The organism is Cupriavidus sp. GW823-FHT07A04 (assembly GCF_058794615.1).
Genome location: NZ_JBXAHA010000018.1, coordinates 80,357 through 107,272 on the forward strand (window position 1 = coordinate 80,357; position 26,916 = coordinate 107,272).

The window sequence follows — 26,916 nt, forward strand, 5'->3', positions numbered from 1 at the left end:
GCGCGAAAGGCGGGAGCCTGGCGGGCCGCCTTTCGCGCGCGGCCGTTCAGGGCAGGTTACGGCCGGGCGGCAATGCCACCGGCGAGGCAACGGGCGATGCCACCGGGCTGGTCGTGGCGCCGCTGGCGGCGTCGGGTGCGGTTTGCGCGGGCGCCGACTGCACCGGTGCTGGCGTGCCAGGTGTGGCGGGCGCTGCGTCTGGCGGCGTGGTCCGCCCGGTGGAGGCAGCGTCGAGCCTGGCCGCCTCGGCTTCGGTCACATAGTCGAATGCCTTGACCACCTTGACCACGCCGCTGGCATTGCGCGCCACATCGGTGGCGCGCTCGCCCTCGGGCGGCGTGACCACGCCGAGCAGGTAGACGACGCCCTTCTCGGTGACGATCTTGATCGAGTTCGAGGGCACGCCATCGGCGGTGACCAGCATGGTCTTGACCTTGCTGGTGATAAAGGTGTCCTGGCTCTGGGTGACGAACGACGGCGACGAGACGATCTCGAGCTCGTTGACCACTTCGCGCGCATTGGGCAGGCCCTTTACGTATTGCTCGATCTGCTGCTTGACCGTGTTGTCCTTGGCCTCGCCTGTCAGCAGCACCTTGCGGTTGAAGACCGACACGCTCACGCGGGCCTGGCCGTTGTAGCGCGAGTTCAGCGTGTTCTCGGCTTCGAGCTGCAGGCCGCGGTCGATGGTCTGGGTGGCGGTGGGCCGGCGGTCGGTGGCCATGGTCACGCCGCTGGCCATGCCGGCAGCGATGACCGGAAAGCAGCCGGCGAGCTGCGTGGCCGCGACGGTCAGGGCCGCCATCATGGCGGCGGTGCGGGCCAGGCGCGGCAGGTGCCCGGTCAGCCGGGCGGCGCGGGATTCACGCGGGTTGGGCAGAGTCGTCATGCGGTCCTTGCTGAAAGCGGTGAGGCAAAAAAAGGGCTGTGGTGGCAAAAGGCGGCAGCGCCGCGCGGCGAGCTTGGGTGGGCGCAGGCCTTACCCCTCGCCCAGCAACGCTTCGTCGATGCCGTCGCACAGGCAATGCAGGGTCAACAGGTGCACTTCCTGGATGCGCGCCGCGCGCTCGCTGGGCACGCACAGGTGGACGTCGAATTCGTCGAGCAGGCCGGCGAGCTCGCCCCCGCCCTGGCCGGTCAGCGCCACCACGCTCATGTCCCGCTGCTTGGCGGCCAGCACCGCGGCGATCACGTTGGCGGCGTTGCCGGAGGCGGACATGGCGAGCAGCACGTCGCCCGGCTGGCCGAGCGCTTCCACCTGCTTGGAGAACACCACGCTGAAATCGTAGTCATTGCCGATGGCGGTGAGGATGGAGCTGTCGGTGGTCAGCGCGATGGCCGCCAGGCCCGGGCGCTCGCGCTCGAAGCGGCCGATCAGGTCGGCCGCGAAATGCTGGGCATCGGCGGCGGAACCACCGTTGCCGCAGGCCAGGATCTTGTTGCCGCTGGTGAGCGCGCCAACCAGGCGCTCGATCGCCGCGGCGATGTGCGGCGCCATCACCGTGGCGGCCTGGCGCTTGGTCTCCGCGCTGTCGAAGAAATGCTGCTGGATGCTATCGATATGCATGGCTCGATCGGCCTTCTTGTTTTCAAACGCTTTTCAAATACGGCATGCGCCGCAAGATACCGCTGCATTATGACGCAGGCGCCTGGGCTGCCTGCCGCTTCATTGCGCCGCGCCAGCATCGAACGCGTCGCGGATCCATTCGAGGCGGCCCGGCTCCAGCGCGACCACATCCAGCCGGCAGCGCGGCTCGAAGCCCTGTCCTGCCTGCGCCGCCAGGTAATGCGCCGCCGCCAGCAGGATGCGCCGCTGCTTGGCGGGCGTGACGCTGGCCGCCGCACCGCCATAAGCACGGCTGGCGCGCTGGCGCACCTCGACAAACACCAGCGTGCCGTCGGCCGCGCGCATGATCAGGTCGATCTCGCCGCCTTTGCAGCGATAATTGCGAACCACGAGCGCCAGGCCCTGCCTTTCCAGGTAGTCCAGCGCGCGCGACTCGGCCCGGGCTCCCCGCGCCTGCGTCGGCGACATCGTGGATTTGAATGATGGTTTCAACGGAAGTTCTCAAGCATGACTGACTGGATCTCCCTGGCGGCCGGCCAGTCCTACCCGTCCGGCACCCTGTATGTGGTGGCCACCCCGATCGGCAACCTGGCTGATCTCTCGCTGCGGGCGCTGCATGTGCTCGGCCTGGTCGACGCCGTGGCCTGCGAGGACACCCGCAACACCGGGCAACTGCTCACGCGCGTGGGCCTGCACCGCCCTTTGCTGGCGGTGCACGAGCACAACGAGCGCGAAGCGGCCGAGCGCATCAACGCGCGGCTGGCGGCCGGCGAGCGCATCGCCTATGTGTCCGACGCGGGCACGCCCGGCATCTCGGATCCGGGCGCGCGGCTGGTGGAAGCGGCGCGCGCCGCGGGCCACGCGGTGGTACCGCTGCCCGGCCCGAGTGCGACGGTGGCCGCGTTGTCGGTGGCGGGCGCGATGCTCGACAGCGGTGACGGCCGCTTCACCTTTGCCGGTTTCCTGCCGCCCAAGGCGCGTGCGCGCGCCGATGCCATCGCCGGGCTGGCCACACTGGACCATGCCTGGGTGGTGTATGAGGCGCCGCACCGCATCGCCGACACGCTGGCGGCGCTGGCTGCCGCGCTGCCGGCCGGCCGGCGGCTGTTGATCGGCCGTGAGCTGACCAAGCTGTTCGAGGAAATCAAGGTGCTGCCCGTGAGCGAGGCGCCGGCCTGGCTCGCCGCCGATCCGTCGCGCGCCAAGGGCGAGTTCGTGCTGGTGGTGGAAGGGGCAGCACCGGCGGCGGCGGATGCCGGCCTGCCCGACGCCCGCGCCCAGCAGGTGCTGGGCCTGCTGCTGGCCGAGTTGCCGGCCAAGCGGGCTGCCAAGCTTGCCGCCGCCATTACCGGTGCGCCAACGGATGCGCTGTACCGGCTGGCGCTGGCCCAGCGCGCCGAGGGTGGCGCGGAGGACGAAGCCACGGAGTAAGCCGGAGACAAGCGCGAGGCTGGCGCCGTCGGCCTCGCGGACCTGGCAGGGCTGCATGGTCCGCGCCCCGGCTCAACGGCTCTTGCGCTTCGTGGTGGCAGGCTTGCGCGCCTTGCGGGCCGTGCGCGCCGGCTTGGCGGGATTGTCTGCCATCTCGGGACCGGTGGAGGCATCGTCGCCGCCATCGCCCGCATCGTCATCGCCCGGCGCGATCTGTGGCCCCAGCGCCGCGACCTCGGAGCGCGACAGGCGCCGGATTTCCACCTGGGTCGAGCCGTGGTCGGTGAAGCCGAGGCGCTTGGCGGCGCCATAGGAGACATCGAGGACGCGGTTGCTGTGATACGGCCCGCGATCGTTGATGCGAACCACCGCGACCTTGCCGTTGCGCAGGTTGCGCACCAGCACCCAGCTGTCGAGCGGCAGCGAGGGATGCGCGGCGGTCATCGCGCGCATGTCGAAGCGCTCGCCATTGGCGGTCTTGCGGCCATGGAAGCCCTTGCCATACCAGGACGCCGTGCCGCGCTGCTCAAAGGAGCCCAAGTCGGGCCGCAAGCCTTCCAGCGAGCCCTGGCCGGCGCCCTCGCCCAGCGCATCGTTGCCGCCGCCCCAGCGGAACAGGCCCCAGCCGTTACCGTTGTCTTTCTGGGCATGATCGGTCGCCTCGCCCCTGGTGGCGTCATCGGCCTTGCCATGCTTGCCGCCGTTTTTGTCGCCCTTGGCCGTCTTGCCCGGCTTGGCAGCCTTGGCACTTCCCGGGGTGGCGGCAGTGGGCATGCCCTCCTGCGCTTCATCCGCCGGCGGGATCGCACAGGCGGCCAGCGCCAGCGCGCACGTGGCGTGCAGGCACAGGCGGACGATCCGCCCGGGGCGGGGAAAATGGGGGGGTAACCAAGACATCGCGGGAGTCTAGCATCACGCAGTTACACCTATGGTCTTGATTATGTTACGAATTGTCTGTAACGCGCGGCAAAAACCGTACCCGATTCGGCGGCGGTCGGGCGCAATGCCAGTCCTGGCAAGGCTTTCACGGTGTGCTGCCCGCATGGCTTCATGGCTTGGCCGTGCTGCCGGGCGCAGCACGTTCCAGTGTGCCCGACGCTACAATGCGAGGACGATTCCAATCGCGGGCCGTCCCGGCGGTTGCGCCCGTTGTGGCGCATCAGGCGCCCGCGGCTTCCACGGCTTCCGCGGCTTTCGCGATATCCCGCGTTCCCCCTCCTGAATTCCGCCCCATGCAAGTCCTATTGATTCCCGTGACGCCTTTCCAGCAGAACTGCGCGCTGCTGATCGACGAGACCACCGGCCGCGCCGCGGTGACCGATCCCGGCGGCGACCTTGACCGCATCCATGCCGCGGTCAAAAAACACGGCGTGACGCTGGAGAAGATCTTTCTCACCCACGGCCATGTGGACCATTGCGCGGGCGCCGCGTCGCTCGCGCGCGAGCTTGGAATCCCGATCGAGGGGCCGCACGAGGACGAGCGTTTCTGGATCGAGCAACTGCCCGAGCAGACGCGCCGCTTCGGCTTTGGCCACGCCGAGATCTTCGAGCCGCAGCGCTGGCTCGACACGGGCGACACCGTGCAGTTCGGCAGCGAGACGCTGGAGGTCTACCACTGCCCGGGCCACACGCCCGGCCACGTGGTGTTTTTCTCGCGCGCCAACCGGCTTGCCATCGTGGGCGATGTGTTGTTCGCCGGCTCGATCGGCCGCACCGACTTTCCGCGCGGCAACCACGCCGACCTGATCCGCTCGATCCGCACCCATCTGTGGCCGCTGGGCGAGGACGTCACCTTCGTGCCCGGCCACGGGCCCGTCTCCACCTTTGGCGAGGAGCGCAAGAACAACCCGTACGTGGCGGACCACCTGATCGATGTGGCCTAGTGGCCTGGCAGGCTAGTGGGCTAGTGGGCTAAACCCGCCGCCGCTTTTCTCGAACCTCATTTCCAAGGCAGGCCATGGCCAAGCGACAGGCACCTGACACCCGTCCCGAAATCTATGTCAGCACCGACGTGGAGGCCGACGGCCCCATCCCCGGGCCGCACTCCATGCTGTCGTTCGCCTCCGCCGCGATGCTGGCGGACAAGACCGTGGTGAGCACCTTCTCGGCCAACCTGGAAACGCTGCCGGGCGCGGCCGGGCATCCGGCGCAGATGCAGTGGTGGCAAACCCAGCCGGAAGCCTGGGCCGCCTGCCGGCAGGACCTGGAGCCGCCCGAGCGGGCCATGGTGCGCTACGTGGAGTGGGTGGAAAGCCTGCCCGGCAAGCCGGTCTTCGTGGCCTTTCCGGCTGGCTTCGACTTCACCTGGATGTTCTGGTACATGATGCGTTTTGCCGGCCGCTCGCCGTTTGGCTGGGCCGCGCTCGACATCAAGACGCTGGGGTTCGCCATGACCGGGCTGCCCTACCGCAAGACCGTCAAGCCGGCACTGCCGGCCGAGTGGAAGGACCCGCTGCCGCACACCCATGTGGCGCTTGACGATGCGCTGGAGCAAGGTGCGCTGTTCTGCAACATGCTCGCCGAGCTGCGCGCGCGGGAGGCCACGCTGGCCGCCGCGCAAGCTTTGGCCGAAAGCGATGGTGCGCCACCGGCTCCCACGGCCTGAGCAGGTTTGCCCGCGGATTGCCGCGGGCCGTGCGCCGGCCTCGCATCCTGGGCCGCGCCAGCTATAGTTAAGACGTATATGGCATCCGAACCCACCCCGTCACAGGGCTGCCGCGGCGCCACGCCATATACGCTTACACGGCCTCGCGAGCCACGCCCAGGAGGTGTCGCCCATGCGTTTCCATCCCGACCTGCACTTGCGCCATATGGCCGGCCGGTTGCACTGGCCGCACGTGAGCGCATCCTCGCGAGAGTCCACACGCTCGCATTCCCTGGAGGACGACGCCGACGTCGCCAAGGCCACGGTCTACGTGAGCGCGGTGACGCTGGTGATCCTGCTGGTGGTCCTGGCGGCAATCGCTTTCGGCCAGGAGGCCATGCACTGGCTGGGTGTTCATTAGACGACCCGCCTGAAGCAGTTCAGCCTCCCTGACCGGGCCGGCCCCCACCTAGGTGGGGGCCGGTTTTATTCCGGGACCAAGGTATGCCGGCGCCGGCTCAGGCCAGCAAGGGGGAGACGTTCTCGGGCGGGCGGCCGATGGCGGCGCGGCGGTTGCGCACCACCAGCGGGCGTTGCAGCAGGATGGGGTGGTCGGCCACCGCGCCCAGCACCTCGGCATCGGTCAGGCCCGGATCGGCCAGGCCCAGCTCCTTGTAGGGCGCTTCGTTGTCGCGCACCATCTCGCGCACCGGCACGCCCAGCATGGTGTGGAGCTGCTTGAGCGTGGACAACGTGGGCGGCGTCTTCAGGTATTCCACGATCTCCACGGGCTCGCCCAGCCGGCCAGCGGCTGCCTCGACCAGCGCGAGGGTTTCACGCGACTTCGAGCAACGGGGGTTGTGATAGATGGTGATCATGGCGGCACTCCTGGTTCGACCGATGCCCCGGCATCGGGGCTGAAACCCGCACTATACAAGCGGCGTTGCCCGCCCGCATGCCCCCGAGAGGTGGCATATCGGCTCAGGCCGGGCTTTGCCTTTCCGGCGCCAGCCGCAGCAGGGCCGCCACGGTGGCGCGCAGCCCGGCGCGCAGCGGCTTGTCGTGGCGCAGCACCAGCGCCAGCGTGCGCGCCAGCGGCGGGGCCAGCGGGCGCACGGCGATCCGCGCGCGCGGCTGGCCCGGCGGCAGCGCCATGCCCGGCAGCACCGAATAGCCCAGCCCGGCGCCCACCAGCTCCTTGATCGCCTCGACGCTGTCGAGCTCCATCACCGGGCGTGCGCTGATGCCGGCGCGCAGGAACCATTCGTCCACCAGCCGGCGCGTATTGCCACCGGGCGAGAACAGCACCAGCGGCCGGCCGGCCAGGTCGGCGGGCGTCACGGTAGCGGGCAACGGCTCGTCGTCGGCGGGGCCGATGGCCACGAACGGGTCTTCCAGCACAGGCGTGATATCGAACATCCGGCCAGAGGCCGGCAGCGTCACGAAGGCCAGGTCCAGGGCGTTGTCTTCCACCGCCTTGAGCGCTTCGCCGGTGTTTTCCGTGCTGACCACGATCTCCAGCGCAGGCATGGCGCGGCGCAGGTCACGCAGCACCGCAGGCAGCAGGTAAATGCAGGCGGTGGCGCCAGTGCCCAGCCGCACCCGGCCGACCACCCCACCGGCGTGGCGCGCCATGCTGTCGTCAGCGGCGGCCAGCGCACCGGCCACGCCACGCGCGTGCGCCAGCAAGTCCTCGCCGGCGGCGGTGGGCAGCACATGGCGCCCTACCCGTTCGAGCAGGCGCAGGCCATAACGCTGCTCCAGCTGGCGCACCTGCAGGCTGACCGCCGGCTGGCTCAAACCGAGGCGCTCGGCCGCCGCCGAGAAACTGCCAAGATCGCAAACCAGTGAAAAAGCGTGCAGGAAGTCGGGATTGAGATGCCGCATGCCAAAGAATTTCTTATGCGCTGCATAAGTCAGCGAAGCTTCCTTTATAGCATCGGCGCAAGTTAAGGTAGCAGCGTGCCCCGGCCCTTGCCACTGCGGGGCAGCTTGCCGCAACACGGCTTTCATCCACGTATCGCCTTTCCCCCGGCATCGACTACGCTCGAACCGGCTCACCTGCCCAGACCGCTCGCCGCGCCAGCATCATGAAAGCCCCTCTCGCCACACTCAGCGCCGCCTCAGCCACGCCGATGGCCGTGGCCAATGCCACCGCCGCCGTCCAGGCCTGCGCCAGCCCGTCGATCCGCGACGCCACTGCTGCCGACATCCCCGCCATCCAGGCCATCTACGCGCACCACGTGCGTCACGGCCGCGCGTCGTTCGAGGAGGTCGAGCCGGGCGTGGACGACATCCGCCTGCGTCACGCCGAGGTGAAGCGCCAGGGCCTGCCCTACCTGGTGGCCGAGCGCGGCGGCGAGGTGCTGGGCTACGCCTACGCCAGCGCCTACCGCACGCGCAGTGCTTACCGTTTTGCCATTGAGGATTCGGTCTACATCGACGAGCGCTACCGGGGCCAGGGCCTTGGCCTGGCGCTGCTTGCCGCGCTGGTGTCGCGCTGCGAGAGCGGCCCGTGGCGGCAGATGGTGGCGGTAGTGGCCTGCACCGCCAGCGGCGAAGGCGCTGGCTCGCTGGCCTTGCACGAGCGGGTGGGCTTTCGCACCATCGGCCGGCTGCAGTCCGTCGGGTTCAAGCACGGGCAGTGGATCGATACGGTGCTGATGCAGCGGTCGCTGGGAGATGGGGACGAAACGCCGCCGGTGGAGCGTTCTGCCAGGCCGTAAGACCTGGCCGGCACCAAGCCGGCAGACAGCCGATCCACCTTAGTTAATTCCAATGAGGAATTATAAGTTGATATAACCAGGTAAATATATTCGTCATGCGCATGATCTTGCGATCAAGGCTGACGAGAGGGCGCGGCGAGCGCCTGCCCTCTCTTCTAGTCCCGAGGCTGATATCAGCCCCGGGACCATGACGGATCAACCGATCAGATCCGACAGCGCCAGCGCCACCACCTTGGTGGCACGGTTCAGGTCGTTCAGGCGCAGGTTCTCGTCCGAGTTGTGGCCGCGCGCTTCCATCAGCGTGCGCGGGCCGGCGCCGTACAGCACGGTGGGGATGCCGTACTTGGTGTAGTGGCGGGCATCGGTGTAGAGCGGCACGCCTTGCACCGGGATCTCCACGCCGAACACTTCCTCGGCACGGCCCTTCAGGGCGCCGATCAGCTTTTCCACGCCCGGCAGTTCCGACAGCGGCTCGGCCAGGATGATGCGCTCGACCTTGACCTCGATGCCCGGACGGTCCTTGGCGGCCTTCTCGACCACGGCGCGCAGCTCGCCCTCGGCGTCGAAGCCGATTTCCTCGGGGATCATGCGGCGGTCGACGCGGAAGGTCACCAGGTCAGGCACCACGTTGGTGTTGATGCCGCCCTTGATCAGGCCGACGTTCAGCGTGGCGGTATCGATGCCCAGCGTCTTCGACTTGCGCGTGGCCAGCTCGGCACGCAGGCCGTAGATGGCTTGCAGGATATGGGTGGCGGCTTCGATCGCGTCCACGCCGGTGTGGGGCATGGCGGCGTGGCCTTGCTTGCCCTTGACCGTCACTTCCACGTGCAGGCAGCCGTTGTGGGCCGAGGTGATGCCGTAGGAGAAGCCGGCCGAGATGGCGTAGTCCGGCTTGCTCAGGCCCTGGTCGAGCAGGAACTTGGGACCGATGTCGCCGCCGGTTTCCTCGTCGTACGTGAATTGCAGTTCCAGGGTGCCGTTGAGCTTGGCGCCTTGCTTTTCGGCTTCCATCAGCGCCAGCACAGCGTACGTGTAGGTGGCGAAGTCCGACTTGGACACCGCCACGCCACGGCCGTACATGACCGGGCCGTACTCGCTGTCGGCGATTTCGCCGCCGTACGGGTCCTTGGTCCAGCCCAGGCCCGGAGGCACCACGTCGCCGTGGGCGTTCATGGCGATGGTGGGGCCGCCCGTGCCGAAGGTCTTGCGCACCAGCAGGTTGGTGGCGCTGATCATGCCAGCGGCCTTGACCAGCTCGTCCGGCACTTTGTGCGCTTCGACCTTGAAGCCCAGGCCTTCGAGCAGCACCTTGGCGCGCGCGCCGTGCGCGTCGCAATCGCCCGGCGGGTTATCCGACGGCACCTTGACCAGTTCGGCGAGGAAGGCTTCCTGCGCGGGACGCTGGGCGTCGATGTAGTTGGTGAGCGTGGTCTGCAGCGGGTTCACGTTGTCTCTTGCGGTCATGTTGATTCTCGAAAAGTCTTTCAGGATGGCGGATGCGGGCGCTTTACTGCTGCGGCGCGGAATGCTTGTCGAAATGCTCGACGAAATCGCTGAACACGGCAGCCGCGCTGGCGGCATCCTCCGCGGTCATGATCTCGGTGGGGTGATGGCTGATGCCACCGTTGCCGCAGCGCACAAACAGCATCGCGACATCGGCAATGGCCGCGATGGCCATGGCGTCGTGGCCGGCGCCGGAAGGCAGGTGCCGCACCGGCAGCCCCTGGCGGGCGATGGCATCCGCCCATTGCTGTTGCAGCCAGGGCGCGCACGGCACGCTGACGGCCTCGTGGGTCTTGCGGATCTGCACGCGCACATTGCGCCGGGCACACACGCGCTCGATCTCCGCCAGCACGTCATTCACGGCAGCCTGGCGCACGGCGTTTTCGCCGGCACGGATGTCGATGGAGAAGACCGCGCGGCCCGGCACCACATTGGCGGCGCCGTTAGGCACGTTGAACTGGCCGATCGTGCCGACCAGGCCCGGCAGGCCACTGCAACGGCGCTCGATAAACAGGCCGATCTCGGCGCCGGCCATGGCGGCGTCGCGGCGCATGTCCATCGGCACGGTGCCGGCGTGGCCGGCCAGCCCTTCAAGTTCCACGATAAAGCGGGTGGCGCCGGAGATCGCGGTCACGACACCCAGTGACAGCCCTTCGTTGAGCAGCACCGGGCCTTGCTCGATATGGACTTCCACGAACGCCAGCACCTGCTCGCGCGCATGCGCGGCGGCGGGCAGGCCGGCGGGATCGAAACCTGCCGCGCGCATCACTTCGCGCATGGTCTTGCCCGAGTCGTCCACGTTGTCGAGCACATTGGTGTCGAAGGTGCCGGCGATGGCGCGGCTGCCCAGCAGCGTGGCCTTGAAGCGCACGCCCTCTTCCTCGGCAAAGCCGACCACCTCGATGGCGAACGGGAAGCGCTTGCCCTGGCGGTTCCACTGCGCCACGCAGGCGACCGGGAGGATCACGCCGAGGTTACCGTCATAGCGGCCGCCATCGCGCACGGTGTCGAAGTGCGAGCCGGTGAGCAGCGCCGGCGCATTGGGCGCGGTGCCCTCGTAGCGGCCGATCACGTTGCCGGCCGCGTCGCGGCGCACCGTCATGCCGGCAGCCTGCATCCACTCGGTGAGCTGCGCGGCGGCGCCGTGGTGCGCTTCGGTGAGATAGGTGCGGGTGAGCATGCCGGGCTGCTCGGTGTGGACGGCCAGGGTATCGGCCCAGGCCATGATGCGCGCCCCGGTTTCGGTAGCGGGCGTGAGGGTTGCTGCCATGCGTGTCTCCTGCTGGAAGTGCGCGAATGCGGGTGGCGCCGGATCATGCAAGCCCCGCACCAGCGGTGCCTCGGGTGCCGGGCCGGCGCCGCCGGACCATCCCGGTGCGCCCTGACTCTCGTGCGAGAGCTCTATTTTGTGCGATTCATGGTAGCACAGTGAATTCAAAAATTGCATACAAAAATGATATGCACTATATTGGCTTCCACGTTCCGACAATTCGCTGCGGACAATCCGATCCGGACAGCGAGTTGCGTGGATTTCGCCCCAACAAGCGGGCCAATCCACGAAGCGCCGCAGCCCTCACCCGGCCACGCGCCCGGCACGTCAGGCCGGCTGTCCCGCCACGCGGGCAACCGGCAATTCCTGCAGCAATGACAGGATGCGCCAGCCAAAGTCTAGGACGCGTCCGCATGGAGACAACGATGCACCCAGCAGTCCAGCAACGGCCGGCTTCCGGCCGCCCGCAAGCCGCCTTTTCCCGCTTCTTCCGATCCCTGTTTGGCCAGGTCCTCGTTGCCCTGGTGCTCGGGACTGCGCTCGGGCTGTTCTTCCCTGAATTTGCCGCCAAGCTCAAGCCGCTGGGCGATGCCTTTATCAAGCTGATCAAGATGCTGATCGGCCCGATCGTGTTCTGCGTGGTGGTGGCCGGCATCTGCGGCGCCGGCGAGCTCAAGAAGGTGGGCCGGGTCGGCGTCAAGGCCGTGCTCTACTTTGAGGTGGTCACCACCATCGCGCTGGCGCTGGGCATCGCGCTGGCTTACATCTTCCACCCCGGCACCGGCATGAACGTGAACCCGGCCTCGCTCGACGCCTCGGCCATGTCTGCCTATGTGGACACCGCCGAGAAGGTCAAGAGCGCGGGCATGGTGGATTTCCTGCTCAAGCTGATTCCCAGCACCATCACGGGCGCGTTCGCCAGCGGCGACGTGCTGCAGGTGCTGCTGGTTTCGATCCTGTTCGGCTGCGCGCTGTCGCTGGTGGGTGAGCGCGGCCAGCCGCTGGTGACGATCATCGACAACTTCTCGCACACGCTGTTCAAGATGATGGGCTTCATCATCAAGCTGGCGCCGCTGGGCGTGCTGGGCGCCGTGGCGTTCACCGTGGGCAAGTACGGCATCGGCTCGCTCAAGCAGCTGGGCTACCTGGTGCTGGTGTTCTACGGCGCGGTGGCCTTGTTCGTGATGGTGGTGCTGGGCACGGTGATGCGCCTGTGCGGCTTCTCCGTCTTCAAGCTGATCCGCTACCTGCGCGCCGAGCTGCTGGTGGTGCTGGGCACCGCATCGTCCGACAGCGTGCTGCCGCAGGTGATGAAGAAGCTGGAGTTCCTCGGCATCAAGAAATCGGTGGTGGGCCTGGTGATCCCCACGGGCTACTCCTTCAACCTGGATGCCTTTTCGATCTACCTGACGCTGGCCGCGGTGTTTATCGCCCAGGCCACCAATACGCCGCTGGCGCTGGGCGACCTGCTCGGCATCCTGGCGGTGGCGCTGGTCACCTCCAAGGGCGCGCACGGCATCCCCGGCTCGGCCATCGTGATCCTGGCGGCCACGCTGTCGGCGCATCCGGCCATTCCCGCCATCGGGCTGGTGCTGGTGCTGTCGGTGGACTGGTTCATCGGCATTGCCCGCGCGGTCGGCAACCTGATCGGCAACTGCGTGGCCACCGTCGTGGTCGCCGCCTGGGAAAAGGATATCGACCGGGCTCGCGCCCACGACGTGCTCAACGGCAGGATCGACGCCAGCGACCTCGAAGCGGGCTTTGCCCCGGCGCCGCACGAGGCCGCCCTGGCTACCCCCGGGGCATCCCCGCTGCCCGGCACGGCCGCGGGGCGCTAGAATCTCGGGATTCCTCCTACCGAGACGCTGCGCAAGTGCGCGACCATGCCTGAGCATATCGACCCTGCCATGACCGCCGAAGCGATCGCCGAAGACATCGTCGCGGCGATCGTCTCGCACCGCCTGCCGCCCGGCACCAAGCTGCGCGAAGAGGCCCTGGCCAGCGTCTACCGCGTCAGCCGCACCAAGGTGCGCGCCGCGCTGCTGATGCTGTCCAAGGACAAGCTCATCCAGATCGTGCCGGACAAGGGCGCCTTCGTGGCCAAGCCCAGTGCCGAGGAGGCACGCGAAGTGTTCGCGGTGCGCCGCATCCTGGAGGCGGCCCTGGCGCGTGAATTCGTGGCGCGCGCCACCGCCGCCGACTACAAGCGCATCGACCGGCACCTCGTCGCCGAGAAGAAAGCGCTGGGCGGCAGCGATGCGCATGTGCGCACCCGCCTGCTCAGCGATTTCCACATCATGCTGGCGGACGTGGTGGGCAATGGCGTGTTGACCGGCATGCTGCAGGAGTTGTCGTTGCGCAGCGCGGTGATCACCATGCTCTACCAGTCCCGCCGCGACGCCGCCTGCTCCTCGGACGAGCATCGCGACTTCATCGAGGCCGCCCGCGCCGGCGACACCGAGCGCGCGGTGACCCTGATGGTGGAGCACCTGAACCACGTCGAGGCGGCGCTGCATTTCGAGCAGGTGCCCGCCGCCCGCAGCAAGGACCTGGTGACGGCGCTGCTGGCCTGATCCCGGCATGCTGCTGCGCGCTTGACCCAGGTCAATGCGCGCCACGCGCCTTTGCACCATCATCGACCTCGTCATGAAGCTGCGGGGGCGCGCTTCATGACACACTGGCCCGTCCATCGCGGACGGCAGCCCGCACGCCGGCTTGGGTGCGGGCTTTTTCTTTTGCGCGCCGCGCGCGCCGTCATTGCCAGATCCGCGCGTGATCGAATCACGGCTTCGGAGTAGGATGTCGGAGGCCCAAGTCAGAGGCCGCTTAAAAGATCAATGGCAAAAGATAAAAGCCAGGAGACAGACATGACCCGTTCCAGCCGTCCGGTGGCGATGTTCGAGGCATCGCCAGCACCAGCCCGCGCCATCCTGCTCCCCGATTTGCCATCCGTGCGCCCGCGCCGCGTGCGCGGCTGATCTTCCCGCCCGACCCCCGTGCCGGGCCATCCGCTTTCATCATCCAACCCATCCTGGTGAGGGAAATCCATGTCCAACGCGTTCAAAGATGACGTCCTGGCCGGCAAGGTCGTGTTTATCGCCGGCGCCTCGTCCGGCATCAACCTGGGCATCGCCCGGCATTTTGCCAAGGCGGGCGCCAGGCTGGCGCTGGTCAGCCGCGACCCCGAGCGCATCGCCGCGGCGGCGGCCAGCATCAACGACGCCGGCGGCAGCGCCATCGGCATGGCAGCCGATGTGCGCGACTACGGCGCGGTGGAGGCGGCGCTTGCGCGCACGCGCGACGAGCTTGGCCCGATCGATATCGTGATCTCGGGCGCGGCCGGCAATTTTGTCGCACCGGCGCTAGGCATGTCCGCCAACGGCTTCAAGACCGTGGTGGATATCGACCTGATCGGCACCTTCAATGTCTTCCGAGCCTGCTTTGCCTTTCTCAATGCGCCGGGCGCCTCGCTGATCGCCATCACCGCGCCGCAGGCGGTCAACGCGATGATGTTCCAGGCCCACGTCTGCGCCGCCAAGGCCGGCATCAACATGCTGGTGAAATGCCTGGCCATGGAATGGGGCCCGGCCGGCGTGCGCGTCAACGCCATCTCGCCCGGCCCCATCGCCGGCACCGAGGGCATGGCGCGGCTCGCGCCCACGCCGGAAATGGAGGCGCGCTTCAAGGCGCGCCTGGCGCTGCGCGACTACGGCGACAAGGACGATATCGCCAATACGGCGCTGTTCCTGTCCACCGACAACGCCCGCTATATCACCGGCACCATCGTCGACTGCGATGGCGGCAGCAAGCTGGGCGACGCGTCCGCCGATGCACTGCATCCGCCCAAGGCACCGGGCAAGGCGGCCTGAGCCGCGCGGCGCTACACACACTCAAGCCTTCGTGCATTTGTGCATTTGTGCATTTGCGCATCAGAACACCTACGACAAGGAGACAGCCATGACATCACCCGTGCTCTATCACGCCGCCGAGGGCGTGGCCACCATCACCCTGAACCGCCCCGACGTGCTCAATGCGCTCAACAGCGCGCTGATGCTCGAGCTGCGCGCCGCCGTCGAGCGCGCCGCGCAGGACGAGGCCGTGCGCGCGGTGGTGCTGACCGCCAATGGCCGCGGCTTTTGCGCGGGCGCCGACCTGGCCGGGCGTGAGCCCGGGCTGCAGGATTCGGGCACGCTGCTGCGCGAGCGCTACCACCCGATCATCCTGGCGCTGCGCAATATGCCCAAGCCCGTCATCACCTCGGTCAACGGCGTAGCGGCCGGCGCCGGCATGAGCCTGGCGCTGGCCGGCGACGTGGTGCTGGCTGGCCGCTCCGCGTCGTTCCTGCAGGCGTTCTCGAAAATCGGCCTGGTGCCCGATGCGGGAAGCACCTACTTCCTGCCGCGCTACGCGGGCGAGATGCGCGCCCGCGCGCTGGCCATCCTGGCCGAGAAAATCGACGCCGAAGAAGCCCATCGCATCGGCCTCGTGTGGAAGGTGCATGAAGACGAAGCCCTGCCGGCCGAGACCGCCAAGCTGGCCGCCCACCTGGCGCAGATGCCCACCTTTGCCTACGGCCTGATCAAGGAAGCACTCAACGCCAGCCTGGAGAGCGACCTGCCGGCGCAGCTCGAACGAGAAGCCACGCTGCAGTCGCGCGCCTCGAAGAGCGAGGACTTCAAGGAAGGCGTGGCGGCGTTCCTGGAAAAGCGCAAGCCCGCATTCAAGGGCCGCTGACCACCGCTGGCTACGCATCGCACCACCCATTCGAAACCAGGAGACGCGCACCATGCTAGGCCTCATGCAAGACCGTCCGTTGCTGATTTCCTCACTGATCGAGTACGCCGCGCAGTACCACCCGCTGCAGGAGATCGTGTCGCGCACGATCGATGGCGGCACGGTGCGTTCCAACTACGCGCAGGTGCACCGCCGCGCAAAGCGGGTGGCCAGCGCGCTCGCCGGGCTTGGCATTCAGCAAGGCGACCGCGTCGGCACGCTGGCGTGGAACACGCACCGCCACCTGGAGCTGTACTTCGGCGTGTCGGGCGCGGGCGTGGTGCTGCATACCGTCAATCCCCGCCTGTTCCCCGAGCAGATCGACTACATCATCAATCACGCGGAAGACCGCGTGCTCTTCTTCGACCCGTGCTTCGCGCCGCTGGTGGCGCAACTCGCGCCGCGCCTGTCCAGCGTCAAGCACTACGTGGCAATGACCGATCGCGCCGGCACCGACGCGCTCGGCCTCGCCGGCAAGCTGCCTAGCCTGCTGTGCTACGAAGACCTGGTCGAGGCCGGCAGCGAGGACTATGCGTGGCCGCAGTTCGACGAGCGCACCGCGTCGTCGCTTTGCTACACATCGGGCACCACCGGCAACCCGAAAGGCGTGCTGTATTCGCATCGCTCCACCGTGCTGCACAGCCTCAAGGCCTGTGCGTTCGACACCTTTGGCGTGAGCGCGGACAGCGCGATCCTGCTGGTCGTGCCGCTGTTTCACGCCAACGCCTGGGGCATGCCCTACGCATGCGCCATGACGGGCGCCAAGATGGTGCTGCCCGCCCAGCACCTGGACGGCGAAAACGTCTACCGCATGCTGCGCGACGAACGCGTGACCTTTTCCACCGCGGTGCCCACGGTGTGGCTGATGCTGTTCCAGTACCTGGATGCGCATCCAGAGATCGATGCGCGCTCGCTCGGGCTGAAGCTGGCCGGCGTAGGCGGCTCCGCCGCGCCGGCGGCGATGATCGAGCGCTTCGAGCAGCAGTTCGGCGCGCGCTTCGTCCAGGGCTGGGGCATGACGGAGACCAGCCCGATCGGCGTGATCAGCACGCTCTTGCCCAAGCATCAAGCGCTGGGCACGCAGGAGCAATTGAAGATCAAGCTCAAGCAAGGCCGCGCGCTGTGGGGCGTGGACCTGCGCATCGAGGACGACCAGGGCAACGCGCTGCCGCACGATGGCCAGGCCTTTGGCCGGCTCAAGGTGCGCGGGCCGTGGATCGCCTCGGCGTACTTCAAGGCAGAGCACGACGCGCTCGACGCCGACGGCTGGTTCGACACCGGCGACGTCGCCAATATCGATGCCGACGGCTATGTGCAGCTGGTGGATCGCGCCAAGGACGTGATCAAGTCCGGCGGCGAGTGGATTTCTTCCATCGACCTGGAGAATGCCACCATGGGCCATCCCGCCGTGGCCGAAGCCGCCGTCGTGGGCGTGCCACATCCCAAGTGGCAAGAGCGCCCGCTGCTGGTGGTGGTGCGCCGCGCGGGCAAGGACGTGAGCGCCGCCGAACTGCTCGCGTTTCTCGCCGCGCGCGTCGCCAAATGGTGGGTGCCCGACGACGTCGCCTTTGTCGACTCGCTGCCCCACACCGCCACGGGCAAGCTGCTCAAGGTGAAGCTGCGCGAGCAATTCAAAGACTATGTCCTGCCCACGGCGCAGGACCCGATTCCAGCAAGGAGCCATGCAAGATGAGCACCAGCAGCGAACGCATCATCCTGACCATCGAAGATGGCGTGGCCGAGGTCAGGCTCAACCGGCCCGACAAGATGAACGCGCTCGACCCCGCCATGTTCGACGCGCTGATCGAGACCGGCCAGCGTCTCGCGCGCGAACCGGACTTGCGCGCCGTTGTGCTGTCGGGTGCAGGCCGCGCATTTTGCGCCGGGCTCGATATGCAGAGCATGGCCGGGCTGGGCGATGGCCAGGGCGACGCCATCGCCGCGGGCCGCCTCGCGGCGCGCAGCCACGGCATCGCCAATCGCCCGCAGTTCGCCTGCATGGTGTGGCGCGAACTGCCGGTGCCGGTGATCGCCGCTGTGCACGGCGTGGCGTTCGGCGGCGGCTTGCAGGTCGCGCTCGGCGCGGACCTGCGCTATGTCACCGCGGACACGCGCATGTCGGTGATGGAGATCAAGTGGGGGCTGGTGCCCGACATGGCCGGCATGCTGCTGATGCGCGGCCTGGTGCGCCCCGACCGCCTGCGCGAGCTGATCTACAGCGGCCGCATCGTCACTGGCGAAGAAGCCTGCGCGCTGGGCCTGGCCACCGCCGTGGTGGACGACCCGCGCGCCGCCGCGCTAGCCACCGCGCGCGACATCGCCAACCGCAGCCCGGACGCAATCCGCGCCGCCAAGCGCTTGATGCAGGTGAGCGAAGACGGCGACGGTGCCGCCATTCTGCTGGCCGAATCGGTCGAGCAGGACCGGCTGATCGGCGGCGCCAACCAGCGCGAAGCAGTGATCGCCAATATGGAAAAGCGGGCAGCAGCGTTCAAGCCGGCGTCGTAGTGTTGCGTGGTGCGGGCTGAGGTGCCTGGCGATCTGCGATCTGCGCCTTGCGCCTTGCGTTTTGCGTCTTGCGCGCTCAGGCGTGCCGACGCGTTCGCTGGCGCCGCATCCGGCAATAGAGCGCCACGTAGACCGCCAGGTTGAGCGCCAGTACCACGGCGCCAAGCACCATCTGGATCTCGCGCGTGAGGCCATCGGGATAGATCAGCGCCAGCACGTAGTGCTGCACAAAATCCCCGCCATAGGCTTGCTGCCCCGCGCGCTGGCGCAGCGCATTTTCCAGCGGCGTGAGCGGGCAGATCCATCCGCTCCACTCCACCACCACGCCCCAGGCCGCTGCCGGCAGATGCAGCCAGGCCATGCGCGGCCAGCGCAACACCAGCAAACCGCCCAGCATGACGAAGACGATAAAGGCGAGGTGAAAAAGGACGACCGCGTCCGCGAGCCACGCCGCCATCATCGTCCTTGCCGCCCGGTCCAGTAGCCCGGCACCGCGAACGCTGCCTTCAGGTGCTCGATAAAAAAGCGGATCTTTGCCGGCACCGGACGCTGCTGCGGGTACACCGCAAGGATGTCGTAATCGGGCAGCGCATACTCATCCAGCACCGTGATCAGCTCCCCGCTCTCCAGCTGCGGCAGGATTTCCCAGGTGGAGCGCCAGCCCAGCCCCAGGCTCTCGCCCGTCCAGCGATGCAGCAACTCGCCGTCGTTGCAATCCAGGTTGCCATTGACGCGCACCGTCACCGTCTTGCCGTCTTGCTGGAAATACCAGCCGCGCTGCTGGCCTCCCTGCAGGTTGAACGCCAGGCAGTTGTGCTGCGCCAGGTCGTCCAGTGTCTGCGGCACGCCGTAGCGTGCGAAGTAAGCCGGCGTGCCGCAGACCACGCGCTTGTTGGTCGCCAGCTTGATCGCGACAAAGTTTGGATCGATGGCCCCGCCAATGCGGATGCCCACGTCATAGCCCTCGCGCACGAGGTCCACCACGCGGTCGGTCAGGTTGAAGGAAATCTGCACCTCGGGGTTCGCCGCCAGGAACGCCGGCGCATGCGGCGCCACATGCTTGCGCCCGAACGCCGCCGGGGCCGACACGATCAGGTGGCCGGTCGCCTTGTGCTTGCCTTCGGCGATCAGCATCTCGGCCCGGTCCAGGTCCGCCAGGGCCTTCTTGCACTGCTCCATGAACGCCGCGCCTTGCTCCGTCACCACGATGCGCCGCGTTGAGCGGTGCAGCAGCTTCACGCCGATGCGCGCCTCCAGCGCATTGATGCGGCGCCCGATCATCACCGGCGTCACCCCCTGCGTCAGCGCGGCCGCAGCCATGCTGCCGTGTTCGACGACAGCGATAAAGGCTTCGATCTGTTTTAGCTTGTCCATGCTGTGTGTCTCCTGGGCGTCATTGTGGCGCATTTGAAGGCGGCGGGCATGTGTGGGGGCTATGGAGGCGATTTGGGTGGGGGCATGAGGAATGAGGAATGAGGAATGAGATATCAGGCGGGAGGCCCGGACCTGGCGTCCGCCATCGGGCCATTCGTGCCCGATCAAGCGCTCCGACAATGCATCACTGCACTCACCTGCCCGCACGCACCGCGGGCCGCCCTCGCGGCATCGTTTGCGCGCAATGCCGTACCTCCTTGCTGAACTCGGCGCAGGCGTGGGTCATCAGGTCTTCCGAGCGGTAGACGAGGAACACGCGGAACTCGGGTAGTTCGTCGCTGATCGGCAGTCGGATCAATGACGAAGGATCGAGCCGCAGCGGGCCGGTGCCGTCGAAGACGAAGTCGGACCACATGCTGATCAGGTCGGTGCGCGTGGCCAGCTGCAGGCCGAGCAGGTTGGAGGCGCTCTGCACCACGCGCTTGGGCATGTCGAGCCGGTGCAGCCGCATCACGCTGGCGAGCGGGCTGCCGGGGTCGTCGAGCGGGTCGAGGACGAGCCAGTCGGCGTCGAGCAGCGGCCTCAGCCGGCGTACCCGCCGCAGCGGATGGCCGGCGCGCACGGCCAGCGACATTCCGGTGGAAAACAGCGGTTCCCACTGGAAGGTGCCGGTGCCGGGGCCGCTGTTGGTGGAGATCAGGCCGAGGTCGAGCCGGCCTTCGCGCAGGCCTTCGAGGATCTGTTGCGGGCGCAGCTCGAAGCCGCGCAGGGCGACATTGGGAAAGCGCTTGCGGAACGCGGCCATGGCGTCGGGCAGCGGGCCGCTGGAGGCCACCGCAGTGAAGCCGATGTTGAGCTGCGCGTCGGCGTGGCCGCGGATGGCTTCGATGTCTTCCAGCGCATGCCGCAGTTCCTGCTCCACCAGGCTGGCGCGCTTGACCAGCGCCACGCCATAGGCGGTCAGGCTGACGCCGCGCACGGAGCGCGACATCAGGGTGACGCCGAGCTCGCGTTCCAGTTCGGCGATGGCTTTGGACAGTGCCGGCTGCGACACATGGAGGCTGCGCGAGGCTTCGTGGATGCTGCCGTGCTGGGCTACCGCCAGCAGGATGCGTAGTTGCTGCAGCTTCATCTTGGCTTTTCCTCTTTTTATGTTCTTCCAGGCGCCCCGCAACGGTGCGCGCCGCCCCGGAGCCGTGCCCGAGCGCCGTTGGCGGCACTACTGCGCGCACCCGGTGCTGCGCCGCGAATGCCCATGGCACAAGGCTTCTCGGTACTTGTACCGATAGCGGCGCGACGGTGGTTATGACGGCGATGCCATTTGGTTATCAGGATGAAAATATATGATTTTTGGCTTGCCGTGTTTGCCTCAATACTTCATCGCCAGGGAGTCCCCACTTTCCCGCGATGGATGCCCGGCAAGCGCCGGCCTCCACGGCCCCCACCCCCTCACCCCCTCAACCAGTTCGTGGAGATCCGACATGAACGATGCCACCCTGCCCGCGGCGCCCTCGCTGGCCCCTTCTCAGGCCAAGCCCGCGAGCCCGCCGCGCCAGAGCCAGTCCCGCCTGATCGCCGCCTGCTCGATCGGCAATGCGCTCGAGATGTACGACTTCACCGTCTACAGCTTCTTCGCGTTGCTGATCGGCAAGCTGTTCTTTCCGTCCGACAGCGCATACGGCTCGCTGCTGCTGGCGGTGGCGACCTTCGGCATCGGCTTCGTGATGCGGCCGCTGGGCGGCTTTGTGATCGGCAACTACGCGGACCGCCATGGCCGCAAGGCGGCAATGACGCTGACCATCGGCCTGATGGTGATTGGCACGATGTGCCTGGCCTTTGCCCCGACCTACGCGGTCGCTGGCTTGTTCGGGCCGGTGATGATCGTGGCCGGACGCCTGCTGCAGGGCTTTTCGCTGGGCGGCGAGATTGGCGCTTCCACCGCCATGCTGATGGAGTCCGGCGGCGTCAAGGGCCGCGGCTTTCGCGTCAGCTGGCAACTCGGCAGCCAGGGCATCGCGGCGACGCTGGGCGCGCTCACGGCCGCCATTCTTTATGGCGTGCTGCCGCAGGCTTCGCTGGAAAGCTGGGGCTGGCGCGTGCCCTTCGTGCTGGGCCTGCTGATTGCACCTGTGGGCCTGTATATCCGCGCTCACCTGGACGAGACGCACACGGCCGAGGCGCACGCGCCCAGCCCGCTCGGCACGCTGTTCCGCGAGCATGGCGGCACTGTGGTCAAGGGCATCCTGACCATCATCGGCGGCACGGTCGCCACCTACCTGGTGGTGTACTTCATGCCCACCTACATGATCCGCGAACTGCATCTGCCGCCATCGCTGTCGCTGCTGTCGGGCTGCGTGACGGGTGTGGTGTGCCTGGTGATGTCGCTGGTGGCCGGCACGCTGGCCGACCGCTTGCCGCACCGCAAGCCGCTGGTGCTGGGCTCGATGGCCTTCACGCTGGTGTGCCTCTATCCCGCGTTCTGGCTGATGACCCATTACCCGAGCGTGCCGCTGGTGCTGTCGCTGTCCGCGTTGCTGACCGCCAGCGTCTACCTGGGCTCCACGCCGATGCTGCTGATGATGATGGAACTCCTGCCGGCCCATGTGCGCGCCAGCGGCCTGTCGGTGATCTACGCGGTTGGCGTGACGGTGTTCGGCGGTTCCTGCCAGTTCATCGTCACCTGGATGCTGGCCAAGACCGGCAACCCGATGGCGCCCGCCTTCTACATGATGGCCTGCGGCACGGTGACCATCCTCGCGGTGCTGACGATCCGCGAAAACGCCCAAGCGCATTGAGCGCTCTCCTCCTCTACCCGGCCAGGCTGGCCGACTTGCAGCAAAGGATAAACACATGACCCGCGAACCGACCCTGACGCCCTTCCAGTTGCTGCCGCATCTGCTGCCGGCGATCCAGATCGATGCCGAGACCTTTATCGGCATCCGCCGCCAGATCCACGCCCAGCCTGAGCTCGGCTTCGAGGTTGGCGCCACCAGCAAACTGGTGGCCACCTTGCTGGAGAGCTGGGGCTACGAGGTGCACACGGGCATCGGCAAGAGCGGCGTGGTGGGGCAGTTGAAGCTGGGTAACGGCAAGCGCCGCCTGGGCATTCGCGCCGACATGGATGCGTTGCCGGTCGTCGAGGCCACGGGCCTGCCGTATGCCAGCAAGATCCCGGGCAAGATGCACGCGTGCGGCCACGACGGCCACACCGCCATCCTGCTGGCCGCCGCCAAGGCGCTGGCAGATAGCCGCGATTTCGATGGCACCCTCAACCTGATCTTCCAGCCCGACGAGGAAAACCTTTGCGGCGCGCGCGCGATGATCGAGGATGGCCTGTTCACGCGTTTCCCGTGCGATGCCGTGTTCGCCTTGCACAATATGCCGGGCGTGCCCGCCGGCACCTTCCGCGTGCTGCCCGGCCCGGTGAGCTTGTCGTCCGACGTGGCCGACGTGACCATCAAGGGCGTGGGCGGGCATGGTGCCATGCCGCACCGCGCGCGCGATCCGATCGCAGCATCCGCGGCCATCGTCACCGCGCTGCAGACGGTGGTGGCGCGCAATGTGGCGCCGGACGATTCGGCCGTGCTGTCGGTGGGCTTTATCCGTGGCGGCGCCACGCACAACGTGATTCCGGAATCAGTCACGCTGGGCCTGAACGTGCGCGCGGCGCGCCCGGAGACGCGCGCGCTGGTGGAGCAGCGCATCTGCGAGATCGTCAGCCTGACCGCGCAGGCGCACGGCGTGGAGGCGCACATCGACTATCGCCAGCTAACGCCGCCGATGGTCAACACGCAGGCCGAAACAACGCTGGCGCAGCAGGTTTGCGCCGATCTGGTCGGCACCGACAAAGTCGTGACGCAAGCCCCCAAGGGCCTGAACGGCAGCGAGGACTTTGCGTGGATGCTCAACGAGGTGCCGGGCTGCTACCTGATCCTCGGCAACGGCGAAGGCGAGTTTGGCGGCTGCATGGTGCACAACCCGGGCTACGACTTCAACGACCAGGTGCTGCCGCTGGGCGCGGCTTGCTGGGTCCGGCTGGCCCAGACCTACCTGGCGGGTTGAGGCAGCGCAGGCAGCGTGGGCGGACCCGCTGCCGCGTGGTCCGCGTGGTCCACTTGCGCCGCGGCATCCTCTTCTGGCGAGGTCGCGGCTGCATCCCCGAGCGCGCTTGCATGGAGGACTTCGGGCGGTACCGGCGCCGGAGATGGGACCGCGGATGCGGGCGCTGCAATGGGCGCTGCAACGGGTACGGCGGCGACCACTGCCGATGCCGCCGCGGGCGGCGTTGGCGCCTTTTCCAGCTGCGCGCTGATCTGCGCCGCTTCGCCGAGCACGTAGGCAAGCCGGCGCAACGGCCGGCTGACCTGCAATTGCAGGAAGACCGCCAGCGCCGCGCCCGACACGAAGACAAGGCCGTAGAGCGACAGCAGCGGCAGCAGGCTGCCGCCTTTGCGCGGCAACTCGAACAGGCCCGTGACCAGCACCAGCGCGGCCGGGCTGACCGCGATCAGCAAACCGATCGTCCTCGCCATGCCCTCCCACATCCGTAACTGCATCTCCACCCGCCGTGCCCTGGCGCGCAGCGCCTGGGCGGGGACGCGCGCCAGCGAGCGCAGCAGCGCGCTTTCCGTCTCATCGTGCCGGTCGACCTGGTCGGCCAATGCCCCGAGCGGATCGCGCAACTTGCGCGCCAGCGCCGGCAGGTGCGTGAGCAGCAGCGCTGCCAGCCCCGCCACGCTGCCGCCCAGCAAGCTATAGACCAGCCGCGCCAGCCATGGCGCCGGCGTCTGCCTGATTTGGTACTTGGTGTACAGCACAGCACCGGTCACTAGCAGCGCAGCCACCGAACAAGCCCAGAACAGCACCAGCAGGCCCCTTTGCAGCCGCATCAGGTTCATGGCGGCCGCGGGCGAACCGGCGGTATCGGATGCGGCGGGCGGCTTGCGCTTGAGCGCGTCAAGCAGCTCGCGGGTGGGAGGGAGCCTGGTATGCATGGCGGTTGGGTTGGCAATAGGTGGTTCCTGCGCCGTGCCTTGGCACAGGTACTGGCGCGATACCCGCACATTGTCGCCATTTAGCGGGCCGCAGGGTGCGCACCGGGACCGTCGGGCGGGCTTTTCCCGCAATTTCCTACGTATCGTTGCCGTCACACAACGTAGTTCCATGACACGCGCCAGACCGCGTCGGGCGATCGTGTTTTCTGCCTCGGGCGCCCTCATTCGATATCACGGGTATCGAATCAACTGATCTCCCTTCCCTTTATCCCAACCCGCTTGCGGGAATAGCATGGACTCCAACAGTGATTCGCAGCCATTCATAGCCATTCACAAAACATCGCATCAACGATTGGAGACAGACATGCCGAAGATGAGAGCAGTTGACGCGGCCATCGCCGTGCTGGAAAAAGAAGGTATCACCACCGCGTTCGGCGTGCCCGGCGCCGCCATCAACCCGTTCTACTCGGCCATGCGCCGGGCCGGCACCATCGACCATTTCCTGGCCCGCCACGTGGAAGGCGCCTCGCACATGGCCGAAGGCTACACCCGCGCCGAAGCCGGCAATATCGGCGTGTGCATCGGCACCTCGGGCCCGGCCGGCACCGACATGATCACCGGCCTGTACTCGGCCTGGGCTGACTCCATCCCCATTCTCTGCATCACCGGCCAGGCGCCGCGCGCCCGTTTGTACAAGGAAGACTTCCAGGCCGTCGACATCGAGTCGATCGCCAAGCCGGTGACCAAGTGGGCGGTGACCGTGCGCGAGCCGGCGCTGGTGCCGCAAGTGTTCCAGCAAGCTTTCCACCTGATGCGCTCGGGCCGCCCGGGCCCGGTGCTGATCGACCTGCCGTTCGACGTGCAGGTTGCCGAGATCGAGTTCGATCCGGAAACCTATCAGCCGCTCGCCCCGTACAAGCCGGTTGCCTCACGAGCGCAGATCGAGAAGGCCATCGCCATGCTCAACGCGGCCGAGCGCCCGCTGATCGTGTGCGGTGGCGGCGTGATCAACGCCGACGCGGCCGAGCTCCTGGTGGAATTCGCCGAGCTGGTCAACGTGCCGGTGGTCCCCACGCTGATGGGCTGGGGCGTGCTGGCCGACGACCACCCGCTGCAAGCCGGCATGGTTGGCCTGCAGACGTCGCACCGCTACGGCAACGCCACGATGCTGGCATCGGACTTCGTGCTCGGCATCGGCAATCGCTGGGCCAACCGCCACACCGGCAGCGTCGAGGTCTACACCAAGGGCCGCAAGTTCGTGCACGTGGATATCGAGCCTACCCAGATCGGCCGCGTGTTTGGCCCGGACCTGGGCATCGTCTCCGATGCCAAGGCCGCGCTGGAGCAGTTCGTGGAAGTGGCGCGCGAGATGAAGATGGCCGGCCGCCTGCCGTGCCGCAAGAGCTGGGTGGCGGACGTGCAAAAGCGCCGCCGCACCATGCAGCGCAAGAGCGATTTCGACAACGTGCCGGTCAAGCCGCAACGCGTGTACCGCGAGATGAACCAGTACTTCCCGCGCGATGTGCGTTACGTGTCCACCATCGGCCTGTCGCAGATCGCCGCCGCGCAGTTCCTGTCGGTCAACGAGCCGCGCCACTGGATCAACTGCGGCCAGGCCGGCCCGCTAGGCTGGACCATCCCCGCCGCGATCGGCGTGAAGGTGGCCTCGCCGGAATCGGATGTGGTGGCCATCTCGGGCGACTACGACTTCCAGTTCATGATCGAAGAACTGGCCGTGGCCGCGCAGTTCAAGGTGCCGTACATCCACCTGGTGGTGAACAACTCCTACCTCGGCCTGATCCGCCAGGCGCAGCGCAATTTCGAGATGGACTACTGCGTGCAGCTGGCCTTCGACAACGTGAACTCGCCTGAGCTCAACGGCTACGGCGTGGACCACGTGAAGGTGGTGGAAGGCCTGGGCTGCAAGGCGATCCGCGTGTTCAAGCCGGAAGACATCGCGCCGGCCTTTGCCGAAGCGCGCGACCTGATGGCCGAGTTCTCGGTGCCCGTGGTGGTGGAAGTGATCCTGGAGCGCGTGACCAATATCGCGATGGGCACCGAGATCGACAACATCAACGAGTTCGAGCCGATCGAAGACATCGAGGAAGCCATCCTCAAGGAAGAAGTGGAAACGGCGTAAGCACAGCAGGCTGACAAGCGCGGGCCACGAGCCCGCGCGCAGCGCTGCA

26 protein-coding genes are annotated in these 26,916 nt (G+C 67.5%); 14 read left to right on the forward strand and 12 right to left on the reverse strand.

The window, feature by feature from the left end:
* Nucleotides 1–46 precede the first annotated feature (46 nt).
* The 3 genes from AC1Q7Q_RS28410 to AC1Q7Q_RS28420 all read right to left on the reverse strand — a co-directional run bounded on the left by AC1Q7Q_RS28410 (nt 47) and on the right by AC1Q7Q_RS28420 (nt 2,032).
* Nucleotides 47–886, reverse strand: a complete 840-nt coding sequence (locus AC1Q7Q_RS28410) for a BON domain-containing protein (RefSeq protein ID WP_492374147.1) — start codon at nt 884–886, stop codon at nt 47–49.
* A gap of 90 nt (nt 887–976) precedes the next feature.
* The gene (locus AC1Q7Q_RS28415; protein WP_043350515.1) at nt 977–1,564 is read right to left on the reverse strand and encodes a phosphoheptose isomerase; all 588 of its coding nucleotides are present in this window, start codon (nt 1,562–1,564) and stop codon (nt 977–979) included.
* 99 nt (nt 1,565–1,663) lie between these two features.
* On the reverse strand, nt 1,664–2,032 hold the full coding sequence (locus AC1Q7Q_RS28420; RefSeq protein ID WP_492374177.1) for a YraN family protein: 369 nt from the start codon (nt 2,030–2,032) through the stop codon (nt 1,664–1,666).
* Nucleotides 2,033–2,071: 39 nt separating this feature from the next.
* Here AC1Q7Q_RS28420 and rsmI point away from each other — a divergent pair, with 39 nt between their 5' ends.
* Complete coding sequence (gene rsmI, locus AC1Q7Q_RS28425; RefSeq protein WP_492374146.1) at nt 2,072–2,995, forward strand: 16S rRNA (cytidine(1402)-2'-O)-methyltransferase; 924 nt, start codon at nt 2,072–2,074, stop codon at nt 2,993–2,995.
* Nucleotides 2,996–3,067: 72 nt separating this feature from the next.
* Here rsmI and AC1Q7Q_RS28430 read toward each other — a convergent pair whose 3' ends face one another.
* Nucleotides 3,068–3,892 carry a septal ring lytic transglycosylase RlpA family protein gene (locus AC1Q7Q_RS28430; protein ID WP_492374145.1) on the reverse strand — a complete coding sequence of 275 codons (825 nt, stop codon included), beginning with the start codon at nt 3,890–3,892 and terminating at the stop codon, nt 3,068–3,070.
* Between the two features lie 335 nt (nt 3,893–4,227).
* Here AC1Q7Q_RS28430 and AC1Q7Q_RS28435 point away from each other — a divergent pair, with 335 nt between their 5' ends.
* From AC1Q7Q_RS28435 to AC1Q7Q_RS28445, 3 genes are all read left to right on the forward strand, one after another.
* The gene (locus AC1Q7Q_RS28435) at nt 4,228–4,878 is read left to right on the forward strand and encodes an MBL fold metallo-hydrolase (RefSeq protein ID WP_492374144.1); all 651 of its coding nucleotides are present in this window, start codon (nt 4,228–4,230) and stop codon (nt 4,876–4,878) included.
* Between the two features lie 74 nt (nt 4,879–4,952).
* Nucleotides 4,953–5,600, forward strand: coding sequence for a 3'-5' exonuclease family protein (locus AC1Q7Q_RS28440; RefSeq protein ID WP_492374143.1), 648 nt, complete (start codon nt 4,953–4,955; stop codon nt 5,598–5,600).
* 172 nt (nt 5,601–5,772) lie between these two features.
* Nucleotides 5,773–6,000, forward strand: coding sequence for a hypothetical protein (locus tag AC1Q7Q_RS28445; RefSeq protein ID WP_492374142.1), 228 nt, complete (start codon nt 5,773–5,775; stop codon nt 5,998–6,000).
* Between the two features lie 97 nt (nt 6,001–6,097).
* On the opposite strand, the gene arsC is transcribed toward AC1Q7Q_RS28445, so the two are convergent.
* On the reverse strand, nt 6,098–6,457 hold the full coding sequence (gene arsC, locus AC1Q7Q_RS28450; RefSeq protein WP_492374141.1) for an arsenate reductase (glutaredoxin): 360 nt from the start codon (nt 6,455–6,457) through the stop codon (nt 6,098–6,100).
* A gap of 103 nt (nt 6,458–6,560) precedes the next feature.
* Entirely contained in the window at nt 6,561–7,466 is a 906-nt protein-coding gene (locus AC1Q7Q_RS28455; RefSeq protein WP_492374140.1) for a LysR family transcriptional regulator, read from the reverse strand.
* Between the two features lie 248 nt (nt 7,467–7,714).
* Between AC1Q7Q_RS28455 and AC1Q7Q_RS28460 the strand changes: the two genes are divergently transcribed.
* Entirely contained in the window at nt 7,715–8,305 is a 591-nt protein-coding gene (locus AC1Q7Q_RS28460) for a GNAT family N-acetyltransferase (protein ID WP_150992589.1), read from the forward strand.
* Nucleotides 8,306–8,500: 195 nt separating this feature from the next.
* Here the strand turns inward: AC1Q7Q_RS28460 and AC1Q7Q_RS28465 are convergent, their stop codons facing one another.
* A complete protein-coding gene (locus AC1Q7Q_RS28465) occupies nt 8,501–9,769 on the reverse strand; it encodes a M20/M25/M40 family metallo-hydrolase (RefSeq protein ID WP_492374139.1) in 1,269 nt (422 codons plus the stop codon).
* Between the two features lie 43 nt (nt 9,770–9,812).
* A complete protein-coding gene (locus AC1Q7Q_RS28470) occupies nt 9,813–11,078 on the reverse strand; it encodes an allantoate amidohydrolase (protein WP_492374138.1) in 1,266 nt (421 codons plus the stop codon).
* Between the two features lie 425 nt (nt 11,079–11,503).
* Here AC1Q7Q_RS28470 and AC1Q7Q_RS28475 point away from each other — a divergent pair, with 425 nt between their 5' ends.
* From AC1Q7Q_RS28475 to AC1Q7Q_RS28500, 6 genes are all read left to right on the forward strand, one after another.
* Complete coding sequence (locus tag AC1Q7Q_RS28475) at nt 11,504–12,916, forward strand: C4-dicarboxylate transporter DctA (protein WP_492374137.1); 1,413 nt, start codon at nt 11,504–11,506, stop codon at nt 12,914–12,916.
* A 45-nt stretch (nt 12,917–12,961) separates the two neighbouring features.
* Nucleotides 12,962–13,651: a GntR family transcriptional regulator gene (locus AC1Q7Q_RS28480; RefSeq protein ID WP_043350559.1), complete on the forward strand. Its 690-nt coding sequence runs from the start codon at nt 12,962–12,964 to the stop codon at nt 13,649–13,651.
* A gap of 474 nt (nt 13,652–14,125) precedes the next feature.
* Nucleotides 14,126–14,947 (forward strand): SDR family oxidoreductase, encoded by an 822-nt coding sequence (locus tag AC1Q7Q_RS28485; protein WP_492374136.1) that lies wholly within the window; start codon nt 14,126–14,128, stop codon nt 14,945–14,947.
* An 88-nt stretch (nt 14,948–15,035) separates the two neighbouring features.
* Nucleotides 15,036–15,812 carry an enoyl-CoA hydratase-related protein gene (locus AC1Q7Q_RS28490; RefSeq protein ID WP_174425825.1) on the forward strand — a complete coding sequence of 259 codons (777 nt, stop codon included), beginning with the start codon at nt 15,036–15,038 and terminating at the stop codon, nt 15,810–15,812.
* A 52-nt stretch (nt 15,813–15,864) separates the two neighbouring features.
* Nucleotides 15,865–17,544 carry a long-chain-fatty-acid--CoA ligase gene (locus tag AC1Q7Q_RS28495; protein ID WP_492374135.1) on the forward strand — a complete coding sequence of 560 codons (1,680 nt, stop codon included), beginning with the start codon at nt 15,865–15,867 and terminating at the stop codon, nt 17,542–17,544.
* The gene (locus AC1Q7Q_RS28500) at nt 17,541–18,359 is read left to right on the forward strand and encodes a crotonase/enoyl-CoA hydratase family protein (RefSeq protein WP_043350572.1); all 819 of its coding nucleotides are present in this window, start codon (nt 17,541–17,543) and stop codon (nt 18,357–18,359) included. The genes AC1Q7Q_RS28495 and AC1Q7Q_RS28500 overlap by 4 nt, the downstream gene beginning before the upstream one ends.
* A 76-nt stretch (nt 18,360–18,435) precedes the next feature.
* On the opposite strand, the gene AC1Q7Q_RS28505 is transcribed toward AC1Q7Q_RS28500, so the two are convergent.
* The 3 genes from AC1Q7Q_RS28505 to AC1Q7Q_RS28515 all read right to left on the reverse strand — a co-directional run bounded on the left by AC1Q7Q_RS28505 (nt 18,436) and on the right by AC1Q7Q_RS28515 (nt 20,865).
* The gene (locus AC1Q7Q_RS28505) at nt 18,436–18,819 is read right to left on the reverse strand and encodes a DUF2784 domain-containing protein (protein WP_492374134.1); all 384 of its coding nucleotides are present in this window, start codon (nt 18,817–18,819) and stop codon (nt 18,436–18,438) included.
* Nucleotides 18,816–19,733: a LysR family transcriptional regulator gene (locus AC1Q7Q_RS28510; RefSeq protein WP_416049919.1), complete on the reverse strand. Its 918-nt coding sequence runs from the start codon at nt 19,731–19,733 to the stop codon at nt 18,816–18,818. Before AC1Q7Q_RS28510 ends, AC1Q7Q_RS28505 begins: the two co-directional genes overlap by 4 nt.
* Nucleotides 19,734–19,926: 193 nt before the next feature.
* Nucleotides 19,927–20,865, reverse strand: coding sequence for a LysR family transcriptional regulator (locus AC1Q7Q_RS28515; RefSeq protein WP_416049920.1), 939 nt, complete (start codon nt 20,863–20,865; stop codon nt 19,927–19,929).
* Nucleotides 20,866–21,214: 349 nt separating this feature from the next.
* On the opposite strand from AC1Q7Q_RS28515, the gene AC1Q7Q_RS28520 reads away from it, so the two are divergent.
* Nucleotides 21,215–22,528, forward strand: a complete 1,314-nt coding sequence (locus AC1Q7Q_RS28520; RefSeq protein ID WP_492373486.1) for an MFS transporter — start codon at nt 21,215–21,217, stop codon at nt 22,526–22,528.
* 55 nt (nt 22,529–22,583) lie between these two features.
* On the forward strand, nt 22,584–23,795 hold the full coding sequence (locus AC1Q7Q_RS28525; RefSeq protein ID WP_492373487.1) for a M20 aminoacylase family protein: 1,212 nt from the start codon (nt 22,584–22,586) through the stop codon (nt 23,793–23,795).
* On the opposite strand, the gene AC1Q7Q_RS28530 is transcribed toward AC1Q7Q_RS28525, so the two are convergent.
* The gene (locus AC1Q7Q_RS28530) at nt 23,780–24,727 is read right to left on the reverse strand and encodes a hypothetical protein (protein ID WP_492373488.1); all 948 of its coding nucleotides are present in this window, start codon (nt 24,725–24,727) and stop codon (nt 23,780–23,782) included. The two genes, AC1Q7Q_RS28525 and AC1Q7Q_RS28530, sit on opposite strands and share 16 nt — an antisense overlap.
* 364 nt (nt 24,728–25,091) lie before the next feature.
* Between AC1Q7Q_RS28530 and gcl the strand changes: the two genes are divergently transcribed.
* Entirely contained in the window at nt 25,092–26,867 is a 1,776-nt protein-coding gene (gcl, locus tag AC1Q7Q_RS28535) for a glyoxylate carboligase (protein WP_043350593.1), read from the forward strand.
* Nucleotides 26,868–26,916 lie beyond the last annotated feature (49 nt).

Coding starts and splice junctions, on each gene's coding strand:
- AC1Q7Q_RS28410 (WP_492374147.1), bottom strand. CDS start 886: ATGACGACTCTGCCCAACCCGCGTGAATCCCGCGCCGCCCGGCTGACC.
- AC1Q7Q_RS28415 (WP_043350515.1), bottom strand. CDS start 1,564: ATGCATATCGATAGCATCCAGCAGCATTTCTTCGACAGCGCGGAGACC.
- AC1Q7Q_RS28420 (WP_492374177.1), bottom strand. CDS start 2,032: ATGTCGCCGACGCAGGCGCGGGGAGCCCGGGCCGAGTCGCGCGCGCTG.
- rsmI (WP_492374146.1), top strand. CDS start 2,072: ATGACTGACTGGATCTCCCTGGCGGCCGGCCAGTCCTACCCGTCCGGC.
- AC1Q7Q_RS28430 (WP_492374145.1), bottom strand. CDS start 3,892: ATGTCTTGGTTACCCCCCCATTTTCCCCGCCCCGGGCGGATCGTCCGC.
- AC1Q7Q_RS28435 (WP_492374144.1), top strand. CDS start 4,228: ATGCAAGTCCTATTGATTCCCGTGACGCCTTTCCAGCAGAACTGCGCG.
- AC1Q7Q_RS28440 (WP_492374143.1), top strand. CDS start 4,953: ATGGCCAAGCGACAGGCACCTGACACCCGTCCCGAAATCTATGTCAGC.
- AC1Q7Q_RS28445 (WP_492374142.1), top strand. CDS start 5,773: ATGCGTTTCCATCCCGACCTGCACTTGCGCCATATGGCCGGCCGGTTG.
- arsC (WP_492374141.1), bottom strand. CDS start 6,457: ATGATCACCATCTATCACAACCCCCGTTGCTCGAAGTCGCGTGAAACC.
- AC1Q7Q_RS28455 (WP_492374140.1), bottom strand. CDS start 7,466: ATGCGGCATCTCAATCCCGACTTCCTGCACGCTTTTTCACTGGTTTGC.
- AC1Q7Q_RS28460 (WP_150992589.1), top strand. CDS start 7,715: ATGGCCGTGGCCAATGCCACCGCCGCCGTCCAGGCCTGCGCCAGCCCG.
- AC1Q7Q_RS28465 (WP_492374139.1), bottom strand. CDS start 9,769: ATGACCGCAAGAGACAACGTGAACCCGCTGCAGACCACGCTCACCAAC.
- AC1Q7Q_RS28470 (WP_492374138.1), bottom strand. CDS start 11,078: ATGGCAGCAACCCTCACGCCCGCTACCGAAACCGGGGCGCGCATCATG.
- AC1Q7Q_RS28475 (WP_492374137.1), top strand. CDS start 11,504: ATGCACCCAGCAGTCCAGCAACGGCCGGCTTCCGGCCGCCCGCAAGCC.
- AC1Q7Q_RS28480 (WP_043350559.1), top strand. CDS start 12,962: ATGCCTGAGCATATCGACCCTGCCATGACCGCCGAAGCGATCGCCGAA.
- AC1Q7Q_RS28485 (WP_492374136.1), top strand. CDS start 14,126: ATGTCCAACGCGTTCAAAGATGACGTCCTGGCCGGCAAGGTCGTGTTT.
- AC1Q7Q_RS28490 (WP_174425825.1), top strand. CDS start 15,036: ATGACATCACCCGTGCTCTATCACGCCGCCGAGGGCGTGGCCACCATC.
- AC1Q7Q_RS28495 (WP_492374135.1), top strand. CDS start 15,865: ATGCTAGGCCTCATGCAAGACCGTCCGTTGCTGATTTCCTCACTGATC.
- AC1Q7Q_RS28500 (WP_043350572.1), top strand. CDS start 17,541: ATGAGCACCAGCAGCGAACGCATCATCCTGACCATCGAAGATGGCGTG.
- AC1Q7Q_RS28505 (WP_492374134.1), bottom strand. CDS start 18,819: ATGATGGCGGCGTGGCTCGCGGACGCGGTCGTCCTTTTTCACCTCGCC.
- AC1Q7Q_RS28510 (WP_416049919.1), bottom strand. CDS start 19,733: ATGGACAAGCTAAAACAGATCGAAGCCTTTATCGCTGTCGTCGAACAC.
- AC1Q7Q_RS28515 (WP_416049920.1), bottom strand. CDS start 20,865: ATGAAGCTGCAGCAACTACGCATCCTGCTGGCGGTAGCCCAGCACGGC.
- AC1Q7Q_RS28520 (WP_492373486.1), top strand. CDS start 21,215: ATGAACGATGCCACCCTGCCCGCGGCGCCCTCGCTGGCCCCTTCTCAG.
- AC1Q7Q_RS28525 (WP_492373487.1), top strand. CDS start 22,584: ATGACCCGCGAACCGACCCTGACGCCCTTCCAGTTGCTGCCGCATCTG.
- AC1Q7Q_RS28530 (WP_492373488.1), bottom strand. CDS start 24,727: ATGCATACCAGGCTCCCTCCCACCCGCGAGCTGCTTGACGCGCTCAAG.
- gcl (WP_043350593.1), top strand. CDS start 25,092: ATGCCGAAGATGAGAGCAGTTGACGCGGCCATCGCCGTGCTGGAAAAA.